General features: G+C 43.5%; 11 protein-coding genes. 3 read left to right on the forward strand and 8 right to left on the reverse strand.

Annotated features, from left to right (window positions below; all coding sequences use genetic code 11):
* Positions 1 to 235 precede the first annotated feature (235 nt).
* A complete protein-coding gene (locus tag R2K26_RS15165) occupies positions 236 to 1,300 on the forward strand; it encodes a replication initiation protein (RefSeq protein WP_316523370.1) in 1,065 nt (354 codons plus the stop codon).
* 627 nt (positions 1,301 to 1,927) lie between these two features.
* A complete protein-coding gene (locus tag R2K26_RS15170; RefSeq protein ID WP_316523371.1) occupies positions 1,928 to 2,113 on the forward strand; it encodes a hypothetical protein in 186 nt (61 codons plus the stop codon).
* A 282-nt stretch (positions 2,114 to 2,395) separates the two neighbouring features.
* Here the strand turns inward: R2K26_RS15170 and mobQ are convergent, their stop codons facing one another.
* Positions 2,396 to 3,907, reverse strand: coding sequence for a MobQ family relaxase (mobQ, locus tag R2K26_RS15175; RefSeq protein ID WP_316523372.1), 1,512 nt, complete (start codon positions 3,905 to 3,907; stop codon positions 2,396 to 2,398).
* Positions 3,908 to 4,146: 239 nt separating this feature from the next.
* Between mobQ and R2K26_RS15180 the strand changes: the two genes are divergently transcribed.
* A complete protein-coding gene (locus tag R2K26_RS15180; protein WP_316523373.1) occupies positions 4,147 to 4,446 on the forward strand; it encodes a hypothetical protein in 300 nt (99 codons plus the stop codon).
* Between the two features lie 28 nt (positions 4,447 to 4,474).
* Here R2K26_RS15180 and R2K26_RS15185 read toward each other — a convergent pair whose 3' ends face one another.
* From R2K26_RS15185 to R2K26_RS15215, 7 genes are all read right to left on the reverse strand, one after another.
* Positions 4,475 to 4,981: a hypothetical protein gene (locus tag R2K26_RS15185; RefSeq protein WP_316523374.1), complete on the reverse strand. Its 507-nt coding sequence runs from the start codon at positions 4,979 to 4,981 to the stop codon at positions 4,475 to 4,477.
* Between the two features lie 153 nt (positions 4,982 to 5,134).
* Positions 5,135 to 5,743, reverse strand: a complete 609-nt coding sequence (locus R2K26_RS15190) for a DUF5028 domain-containing protein (protein WP_316523375.1) — start codon at positions 5,741 to 5,743, stop codon at positions 5,135 to 5,137.
* Positions 5,733 to 6,371, reverse strand: a complete 639-nt coding sequence (locus R2K26_RS15195) for an ATP-binding cassette domain-containing protein (RefSeq protein WP_316523376.1) — start codon at positions 6,369 to 6,371, stop codon at positions 5,733 to 5,735. Before R2K26_RS15195 ends, R2K26_RS15190 begins: the two co-directional genes overlap by 11 nt.
* Positions 6,372 to 6,403: 32 nt before the next feature.
* A complete protein-coding gene (locus R2K26_RS15200; protein WP_316523377.1) occupies positions 6,404 to 7,192 on the reverse strand; it encodes a hypothetical protein in 789 nt (262 codons plus the stop codon).
* Positions 7,193 to 7,271: 79 nt separating this feature from the next.
* Entirely contained in the window at positions 7,272 to 8,141 is an 870-nt protein-coding gene (locus R2K26_RS15205) for a hypothetical protein (RefSeq protein ID WP_316523378.1), read from the reverse strand.
* Positions 8,142 to 8,966 (reverse strand): hypothetical protein, encoded by an 825-nt coding sequence (locus R2K26_RS15210; protein WP_316523379.1) that lies wholly within the window; start codon positions 8,964 to 8,966, stop codon positions 8,142 to 8,144.
* Positions 8,967 to 9,214: 248 nt separating this feature from the next.
* Positions 9,215 to 9,661: a hypothetical protein gene (locus tag R2K26_RS15215; protein ID WP_316523380.1), complete on the reverse strand. Its 447-nt coding sequence runs from the start codon at positions 9,659 to 9,661 to the stop codon at positions 9,215 to 9,217.
* Positions 9,662 to 10,617: the final 956 nt, after the last annotated feature.

Consider the following 10,617-nt stretch of genomic DNA (forward strand, 5'->3'; position numbering starts at 1 on the left):
AGGACATAAAGAAATCCACGAAAGGACATAAAGAAATCCACGAAAGGACATAAAGAAATCCACGAAAGGACATAAAGAAATCCACGAAAGGACATAAAGAAATCCACGTTCGGTCATAAAATTATATTGACATATTATGACCTATGGGCTAAAATAGAGACGAATAAAAAAGGTAACAAGAAAACCGTTAAATAGTGATGAATTTGACAAGGAACAGGCAAGTGGAGAATTACAAATGGCTAGAAAGAAGATCTCACCAATAACCAGTTTAGGAAGCGAGGACAAGCTCACCGTTCAGAAGAGTCTGCCACTCTTCGCGCTTTGGCGGTCAGAATTGACACTTGCAGAATTTAAAATCCTCGATACATACCTTTCGAGGATAGACAGTCACAAACCAGAAAAAAGAACGGTTATGTTTGAAAAAGGGGAACTTGAGAAACTTCTCGGTGTGAAGCGTATAAGGACAGAGGAACTCGATGAAAGACTTAAACACTTAGGAACTCCTATTAGACTTGATGATAGTACTGCTAAAAACAAGCGATTTACAAGAATATCTCTTTTCGAGAAAGCCACTGCCGAACAAGACGATTATGGCCTTTGGCAAGTGGAACTAACCGCAAGTCCGTCTGCTATGAAGTATTTCTTTAATATTGAGAATCTCGGCTATCTCCGTTATAAGCTCCGTTGCATCACATCGCTTACAAGCCGGTACACTTATATCATGTTTATATACCTTGAAGCAAACCGTTTTCGAAAGTCCTGGGAAGTTTCTCTTGATGAACTTAAAGAGATCCTTTCATGCGACAAAGAAGAAACTTACAAAGCCTTTAAGCGGTTTAATGACTTGATTTTGAAAAAAATACACAAAGAAATGCACGAAAAAACCGAATGCAGATACTCTTACTTCCCTGTTAAAAGAGGGCGATCTGTTAAAGCTATTCGTTTTGAAGTTGAAACCCTTCCGAAACAATATGAAGCTCCAGAACAGCTTGAAATGCCCGGATTTACTGGTTCTGATCCTATTTTTGATGTTTCTCAGAGCGAAGCTGAGCGCCGCGATCTGTATCGCGACGCCCTCGCTCCTTACGTGGTTACGGACGATCAAATCGATGAGCTCGTGCAGCTCGCGCGTAAGCACATCGATGCACACGGACATTTTACCGGAAGCACTCTGGATCAACAGATCTACAATTATTTGTTATCCGCAAAACGCCACGCAACGACAAATTCACGCAGCGAAATCAAAAACATTTATCGGTACTTACTGCCGATCATAGAAAACAACGATATCGGGTGGTAGGCAAAACGATAGAATGCTCATTGGGGCAGCTATGGTATCAATAGAAAAATGAACTTTTTAATTATATCGCTTAAAAGGGAATCCCCCGGAGGAACAACCCCGGGGGATTCCCTTTTGTCCGATGAGCGAATGGACATCTTGATCTCTTTCAGTTGTCAGTATATATACCACGCAGAATATGGCTTTTCAAGGCTCCTGCGTAATTTTTTGTTTCTTTATCTGTCGATTTATGTTATAATGGACACGCTGTCGATTCTCTCCAGCAGGAGGGAGGTGCACAGATGGATTACCTCATTTCTTTTCTCATTTCTATCGTAGCAAGTATAGTCGCCTACTATATCTGCAAATGGCTTGATAGAGACGAGTAATCGACAGTAAAGCCTAAAAGAAATCCCCCGGAGTTGCAGCTCCGGGGGATTTCGCCTTTTTGTGCACAGATGGATTTCTATGCTTTCTTTTCTCAATAACAGTATATCACACAGATTATGAATTTTTCAAGTCTCTGTGCCAATTTTTATTATTTGGACGTAGGAATTATCCATTCAAAAAATTCTTTATTTTTGCGGTTTGCCAAATTTGCTATAATAGGGGCACCAGATAACAGATAAGGCGAGTGTCCCCCCAACTATGATACACAAAGAAATCGACGTAAATAAGCCCCTTACAGATGCTCAAATTGCAATGCTGCAAGCATTAGAAGCTCGCCCGTATGAGCCGGATACGGACTGCCCGGAGCTCACAGAAGCGCAGCTCTCGCAATTTCAAAAAGCACACCATTTTCAAGCCGAACAGTGGCAACTTCATCACAGCTAATTTCTACTATCAAATTTTCAAAAAGTCCCTCAAAAAGTGCTTTTTCAGAATGCAGGATAAAGCAGTAGTACCACTTTGTGTTCCTACTGCGCCACAAACCCGCATAGTATGCGGGTTTTCAGTCTTCAAAAAGTGGTACCACTTTTTGAACGGTAGTACCACCTTGCCGACTACTGTTTCTTAAAACAAACGAAATATTCAGATTTTAAGCCAAATTCGAGTAGTACCACTGGTAGTACTACTCGAATTTTAATCAAAAAAATTACTATAAAGTAAAAGCAATTATCGCGACCGTCCGCGGTGGTGCTTGGGCGCGTTGTTTTTGTTCTGTGCGCGGTATTTTGCAGCATAATCCGCTACGCTGCGCACTTTTTGCTCTTGCTGTGCAGCTGCATCGTCAGGGGGTTCCTGCGGTGAACGCTCCGGCTGCTCACGCTGCATATTTGCACGGCGCTGCTGTTCGACCCATTCAGCATGTGCTTTCCGTTCCGCTTCGCGTTGCTGCCGAATAGCTTGAAGCCGTTCACGCACGCCGATCTGCTCCGTCGATGCAGCCGGCTGCAGAAGATCTGCAGCGTGCTTAACAACGGGCAATTCTTCTCCCAGACGTTCCAAATCGGCTCGCAGCTCTGCTTGTTCCTGGCGAAGTTGCCTTATGCGTTGTAAAATGCTCTGCAGCAAGGATTTCGCTGCTTCAATCGTAGCGCAGCCAAGCTCATACAGCGCTGCAAACGCCTCTGTACGCTTTTGTAACGCGTTTTCGCGTTGTTCGGCTTGTTCCTTTCGCTTAGCCCTCTCCCACGGCTTACAGCGCTCCACAGGCGCAGCAAGCGTCATTTCTGCATCTTCTGCTTGCTGTATTGCCCCGGAAAGCTCTTTGCTTTCGCTTTCAAGATCCCGAATAACATCTCTATACAGGCGTAAACGCTCACTGGTGGCATTATACAGCTCACCGTTAGCTATCTCCAAACTTCTTGAATTCTGCTCGTTGAGCGCCTTGGTTTCCCGGTTGATCTCGCAGCGATCTGATACCCGTCCTTCGCGTTCCATTTTGCGTGCTGCATAGCCCTCGTGTATGGTTGGTTCCTGCTCTATCGCCTGCCGGGCATAACTCCTATGGTCGATCTGATGCTGCCGATCTAAACGCCGGTTACACTCTGCTGCCCATGCTGCACGCCATTTTTCAGCTTTACTGTGGTCATTCCAGTCATTAGCCGGTACCGTTTCCCGCTGCCACATTTTACGACCACGTGCGCCGATCTTTTGTTGCCCGGTTGTTGGGTCAATAACCGGAATTTTCTGCCCGTTTGGGTCAAGCTTATAGATCGTGCGAGATTTTTCAGCCCATCTGCCGTTTGGTTTAATAGCTCTCATTGTCAGCATGATATGAGCATGCGGGTTTCCGTCCCCTTTGTCATGCAGCGCCCAATCGGCACACATTCCTTCGCGAACAAAATTCTTCATGATGTATTCGCGCACGGTATCGATTTGTTCCTGCCGGGTAAATTCACACGGCAGCGCAACTTCCACTTCACGCGCAAGCTGCGCTGCCGAATGGGTTTCTTTGCGCTCTACTGCATCCCACAAAATATTTCGATCAACAGCGAATATAGTCGGAGCGTTTTCCGGCAGCAATACTTCGGAAAAAACCACGCCGGATTTATTCGAGTAGTCAAATATCTTGCCGGTTGCTAAATCCGTGAGTTTCGTGCCGGAACGATAAGCTGCACACGCAACGGCGCTGCGCCCTTTCCCCCTGCTAATAATTTTAATTGAGCAATGATAAATCGCCACGGTTTTTCCTTTCTCATATACGGCATAACGGTTTGCAAAGGCAGAGCCTTGCCCCTCGGAGAGCGCACGCAAATATGCATACTTACATAGTAAGTGTGCATATAAGTGCGCCTTTATGGGATTTGCTGCGAGATAATCTTTACCATAATTATACGCACTGTTCTTGTGTTTTGTCAATAGCTATGATACAATATACAGAGTTAGCATTTTGAATTTCGCATATAGAAAGGATATTAGCCATGCCGAGAACTAAAAGAGATTACGCAGAACGTCTTGCGGAAATTGAGCAGCGCGAAGCTGCCGCAAAAGTAAAAATCGATGCAATTAGAGCCGAAAAGCGCCGTCTACAAAATAGGGAACATGAAAAAGAACGCAAAGCACGTACCAAACGCTTGATTGAGATCGGCGCTGTGATGGAGCACGTTCTCGGTCATCCAATTGAGCATGGTGATCTTTCGGCACTGCAAGAAGCCATCGAGCAGCTCGAACATGCCGAAAAAAGTCCCAAGTGGCTTTCAAGAAAAATTTGGAAAGATTAAGAAATGCCCCGCAGCTGCGGGGCATTTCTTATGTTCTTCTCTTTCCTGTCAGCCGTTCACGAAACGACAACGGTCGATTTATTTCTTCTTCGAGCTGCCGCGTACGTTTTTCAGCTTGCCGGAGCTTGTCCTCCGCTTCTCTCGCAGTGCTTTCGAGCTGCTCCACACGCTTAGTACGTTCCTCCAGAAGGAGCTTCTGCTGCTCCGCACCGGCTATGTCTACTGCCTTTTCTGCTTTCCATTCCGACAATTCAGCAATACGATCCGCTTGCGCTGCCGTCTTCATCAACAACTGTTTTACTTGTTCTTCTAAAGCTTCAATTTGTTCATTTTTATCTTGCTGTATAACAGTTACGGGATTTTTTTGCCTTTTCTCGTCAAGAAAAGCAACCGCTTCTTCATCAAGAAATTGCTGCCTGCCGTCACGGATTATATGATTGCCAAGTTCTTTTTTATATCGAATAACCTGTTGCCTTACCGCTTCATAAGACACCCTTTTCTGTTCTGCATAATCTTTCAGTGAAACTGTTTTCATTTCTCTTCCCCAACTTCAAATGCAAGTGTCTTGTACATTGCTTGTACAAGCTTGTATTGAACTCATTTTATCGCATATATGGGGTTTTTTCAAGTCTTTTTTCATTACTACATTCATTACTACCTGAAGAACAAAAGAACGCTCAAAACTTTATCATCCAAACTGTATATATTTCCGGGACGGATACTTTGTCACCGCCATTTTGTACGGCGCATTTTTGTCCAGTTCTTTTTCATCATCAATAAATCTCATTGGAAACGGCAGCTTCATCTCAATATCTTTTCCCGGCGCAGTGGATATAGATGATAAAATACTGTCTATCCGCTCATCTGTGTCCATCAGGAGCTGCTGATCTAAATAAGTGATATAGTCATTCTTCTTCCCGATCAGCGCCCAGTCACCGATCATTATTTTTCCCTCCTCGTTATTCTCATTCCGGATAGTCAGAGACACTTCCATGATATATCGAAACGAGTTTTCCTCATTGACCGATGAAGGATCCAGACCGTATTTTTCTAAATAGTCCTTTCTGTCAATAATCTCATGACCGGTGATCATCACGCTGTATCCATTTGTGTTTTCCTGATATGACCTGAAATAGCTTCCGCCTAAAGGAACCCATTCGTTTTGTGAATAGGTGTCAATAATCGGTTTCTCTGCGGCTGCATTGACACTGGTGATCCTTATTGCTGCCGCAAGCAGAACAGAAACAAGCAAAAAAATCAGCGCTGTTTTCCTTATAGATCGCATTTTACTTTTCATGGTCAACAATCCTGCCTTCCTCAATGAAGTAGATGTTGTCGGACAGCTCTTTGAGGATAGAGTAATCATGGCAAGTCAATACGATCAGCGCACCTCTCGCTTTTTCACGTTGTAATACCCGCTTTACCATATCTACGCCCTTACTATCCAGAGCGTTGGTCGGCTCATCAATGAGGATAATATCAGGATGCTCCATAACCGCCGCAGCGATGCCCAGCCTTTGCTTCATGCCAAGCGAAAAATACCTGTATTTTTTCTTTCCGGCATCCGAAAGCTCCACTTCATCCAGCAGTTCCAGAATCTCCTTATCAGACACAATATTTTTCACGGAAGCCATATACCGCAGATTATCATAAGCCGAATAGTTATCCAGGAACGCGGGACTGTCAATCAGCACACCGATACTCTCAGGAAAGTCCATATCTTTTTTCAGTTCACGATCATCTATGAACACCTTGCCCTCGGTCGGCCTTATAAGTCCGCAGATTACCCTCATAATCATCGTTTTTCCCGAACCGTTGATTCCTTTCAGGCCGGTAATGCTCCCGGACTCAAATTCAAGGGATACCTGATCGAGCACCTTTATCTTTTTAATCACCTTTGATACATTGTCAATCCGTATTTTCATGGCAGATCATGCCCCTTTCCTATTACACTTCATCACCTGTGCTTATTGATAATATCCGACTTTTTCAAATACAGGTAGCCGGTCAGCATACACACAACCGAAATCCAAGCTATGATGATAAGCTCCACCCAAGCAACCTGCCCGTTCGTGACAACCTCAATGCTTCTCGCAAACATACTGACGTTCGGGAACAGCAGAACATTCTGCATATAGGCGCTTGCCAGAAGAAAAGCCGTGCTGATTAAGTAGCTTGTCAACCTTGACGTTATCATAGAGGTAACAAGCTGGATCATGCAAAGACCAATTCCCACCGGTATGAGCATGGAAAGCGTCGGGAGGATGTTCCACGGAGGATTCTTGAGGAAATCAGGGGAACTGAAACGAAAATATGGATAATACGTTCCTATCTCAAAGCTCATCTCTGCACCCAAAAGGATCGACGTCAGAGAAAAACAAACGACTGCGACAACAAAATACAGGACAGCGGACACTGTTACCCATACGCATTTCGACAGCCACCAATAATGTATCTTGTTGGAAAGGATCATGATGTTTTTTCCGAATCCCATCAAATCCTCATACGGATACTGGAGGGTAATCAGCAGCAGAATCAGGTACATAAGAATCCATATACTCGGAAAGCTGAATTTAAACATGGAGTTTACAATATTGTTTGTCTCCATAATTTGAATCGGCGCATTTCCGGCGCTTGTCCCTCCGCAGAGAAAGCAGAGATAATCGCCCAGCGTAACCGTCGATGTGACTGGGCTGGGATTCATTCGCAGTGCAGCGTCAAAATCCAGAGATGCAAACACTGCCAAAAGTGAAAACAGAATTCCTGTAAACAGATATGTCTTCCACCTCTTTAGAATTCCGTTTTTTATATCGCAGCGAACTATATTAAAAAACATCATCATTCTTACCTCTAATCCATGTGATCGCCAAGCTGACTATAAACATCACAGCCAAAATTGCCGCAACAATATAGATATTGCTCGATACCCCTCCGCGCATAAAGTAGAAAGGCGAAAGCTCAAGGCTGATTCGATTTGAAAAAATCGTGTCAAAAAACGCTTTTTCAAAGAAAAGGAACAGGTACGGAACAATTATGATAACGAACTTATTCTGAATAAACAGGGAAAGGCACATGGACAGATCAGCCCACAGACCGCAGAAAATTCCCGGAATCAGCACAAAAATCATCATGAAAAGAAATGGATTTGAGTAGAAGATATTCGACAGATATCTTCCGTAATATTGGCCGGAATAAATCTGTTCCAGCGGATCAGGCGTATATGCCGGTATGTAGCAGGCCGTAATGATAATATTAATTACAAGGGGAATTACCGCCAGCAGGAAGCCGGAGCAAAACGTCACCAGATACTTTGCGAGGTAGTACCTTTGCTGACCTTTTTTCAGGGACATCTGCCGCAGATATCCGTTTCTGTTTTCATCCAAAAGAGAAAAACTGAACGGCAGTGCCGCCGCTAAAGGCAAAATGAAATAGAAAACAGTGGTAAACAGAAGATCGCCTACCAATGAGCCGATCCAGACATTATAGAGAGAGATTGCATAAGGACTGTTATCCTCAAAATAATACCCATTATCGGCTTTTGGAACAGCCGGATTAACCCCTCCCACGCTTCCAGCCAGACTAACTGACCTCGTCACAGCAACTGCCGAGGTTATCAAGGAAAGGAATGCCAGTACGATCCAAAAGGATTTTGTTCTGAACAGCTTTTCAAACTCTACTTTCAATACAGACAGCAATTATTCCGCCTCCTCAAGTTGATCCAGCCTGATTCCGAATCTATGATCCAAAGATGAAGTCTGTATTTCCAAATACAATTCATCAAGAGGAACATCATCCATCTTCACATAGTAGCACAAAGTCATTTCAACCGTTTCGCCCTCACCTATTTTATAATGGAAATAGTCATACGGTCCGTCAGAATGAGGATCAGCATAAGCCAAAGGCATCCCGCTGGCGACACGCCACTCACCTTCATTTTGCGATCTAAATTTTTCCGGACTGAATTCTTCTTTTGAGGACAAGACATACCCGTCTGAAAAAAACTCAGGCGGATCGGTAAGTGATTTCGCATGCACATTTTCTACCGTCAGCTTTACAACCATAGGTTTAAATGTCTCGTCATACGCAGAAAAATCATCAATAAAGTCATCATAGTTCAGTCCGGTTTCTTCTATCGTGTCGTAAATCACAGCGCTGCTGACAGTGAAGCACATCTCACCCTCCCACATAGCGAAGACCTCTGTACTCATGGGCGGCTTCTCTCCCTGTTCTCTGGGAGGAAGCGCAGTAACGCTGAGCTTCTCTCCCATATTTCTAATGATAGGAGACGATCCGTCATATATGCTCCCAGATCCCCATTCTTCCTGTATGGACTCCGCAGGAACTTCTTCATCTGAATCAGAAGTCTCTGTCTGTCTCTGCGAGCTTTGTTCCGCAGAACTGTCCGTATCATTCGAGGGGTCAGCAGTATACAGCTCCGGCTTCATCAGAAGCACTGCCATTACCACACTCAGCACAGTCACTAAAGCAACTGCAAGTATCAGAAATCTGTTCTTTTTCATAGCACTCGCCTTCCTTTCACACTATCACTGAAAGCAATATTTTGATATATGATTATTCCCGATTTCAGAATACACCACATCAGCCAATTTATCAATGATATTGCCGCACTTGCACAATTTTTTTGCATTTTAATATAAAGCAGCAGTGTCTGAGAACCTCTTTAAGACTCTCAGACACTGACATTACTTATCTTATTGAATAAACACTAAGCGAGCAACCGCACATATCAAAGAGAGCCTTTCACGATTTACCAGTTCAGTCTCTCCGAACCATCTTCAACGTAATCCTCGCTCCACGCGAGAGTTACATTACCCCACGAATAATGGCTTGACGGATAATATGTTCTCAAACCAGCCATAAGATTAGTTGCCGTCTTATTATGCTTTATCGTCTTGCCACCATAAGTGGTGATGAGGAAATACGACGAAGTTGCCGCTTGAGTTCCACCGTAAGGGGCAAGGGTTGTTTGAATATAGAACCCGTCCAACGGCATCGAATCGTTTTCTACACGAAAATAGGTTGGGGAGTTATTAGCTTTTCTCCACACGGTCGTTACCGAGGCATACCGCTGAGAACCTTCCCAAGAAAACGTGTGATAATGGTCATTGGTTGCTGCACTTGCAGGAATAGCTAATATAGACATCAGCATCGCAATGGCACAAACGATTATTGCTAATCTTTTTGCTTTTTTCATAAAAGAGCCTCCTTGTAAAAACTGTAAGTCTACTCATCTACCTAATTTCGTACATTGGAATCACTCTTTCTTAAAATCAACAAAACGGTCTATCAGTTACAGCATCAGCATAGCATACGTTTGTATCTTTGTAAACACTTTTTTGCATATTTTTTACTATTTTTTTCAATATTGTAAAAAATAATAATGCTTATTTGTCGTGATTCTACTTTTAATGATTTTAGATATCGATAGAAAAGTAAAACGCCCGCTAACGTTGCGGGAAAGATTTTTCGGGCGGAAAAACTAAAAATAACACGGAAAAATGAGCCGACTCCAAGCTTGGAGTCGGCTTTTCGTGCAAAAGGTGTCACTTTTTTGCTCACCTGCGTCCAAATAAGCCAAAATCATTATTTTGTCCAATTCAGGAGCGCAGGAAGTCAGGGGAAAGGGGTAAAAACGGCACAAAAGTTAGATTTTTAAGGATTTTTTGCAGATAGAGTGGTCGTGCCGATCACAAGATATAGTGTTTCACTTTCGTTTCTGTGTGAAACATCTCCCAGGCAGAATACCGAAAAAATCGAGCTGTCGTACTCGTTCTTGGGCGCTTGCGCCCCTGTTTAGCAAAAGCGTGCTGAGATTTTGTAAAAACGTCTTTGAAAAGGCATTTTATGGAGGCAAAAAGGTACTATTGCGCATTTGTGCGCTGCGGGGTGTGGGGCAGCAAGCCCCACCCTTTTGTCATTAGCGACCGTAGGTCGAGTGTCTCTTGATTGATTGACTTGATTACCTACTTGATTACATTCTTGATTACTTACTTGATTACGGATGCTAAAAAAGCCAGTAAATACGAGGCTTATAAGAGTTATAGGACATAAAGAAATCCACGAAAGGACATAAAGAAATCCACGAAAGGACATAAAGAAATCCACGAAAGGACATAAAGAAATCCACGAAAGGACATAAAGAAATCCACG

Origin of the sequence: Neglectibacter sp. CSJ-5 (genome assembly GCF_032490475.1) — a bacterium.
In the GTDB taxonomy this organism is placed as follows: domain Bacteria; phylum Bacillota; class Clostridia; order Oscillospirales; family Acutalibacteraceae; genus Hominenteromicrobium; species Hominenteromicrobium mulieris.